Genomic DNA, 315 nt, shown 5'->3' with positions numbered 1-315 from the left:
AGATCGGTTTCTCAACCAATATGACACTATCATTATTGACGAAGCCCATGAGCGTAGTCTGAATATTGATTTTATCTTAGGCTACCTAAAGCAGTTGCTCCCCAAACGCCCGGACCTGAAGCTGATAATCACCAGTGCCACCATAGATCCAGAGCGTTTCTCACGTCATTTTAACGATGCGCCTGTTATTCAGGTTAGTGGCCGCACATACCCGGTAGAAATTCGATACCGTCCTTTGGACGAGGGGGAGGATGACCGCGACCAGATTCAAGGTATTCTTGATGCAGTGAATGAGCTGGGCCGGGAAAGCCACGG

The 315-nt window shown here is 48.9% G+C and carries 1 protein-coding gene; it reads left to right on the top strand.

Annotated elements, in window-relative coordinates; all coding sequences use genetic code 11:
* Positions 1-315: hypothetical protein (locus J0A66_RS22535; protein WP_206576049.1), on the top strand; the 315-nt coding region annotated here is incomplete at both ends.

This window comes from Bowmanella dokdonensis, assembly GCF_017254865.1.
GTDB classification, from domain to species: Bacteria; Pseudomonadota; Gammaproteobacteria; order Enterobacterales; family Alteromonadaceae; genus Bowmanella; species Bowmanella dokdonensis.
This window is presented reverse-complemented; position numbering and strand designations above follow the sequence as displayed.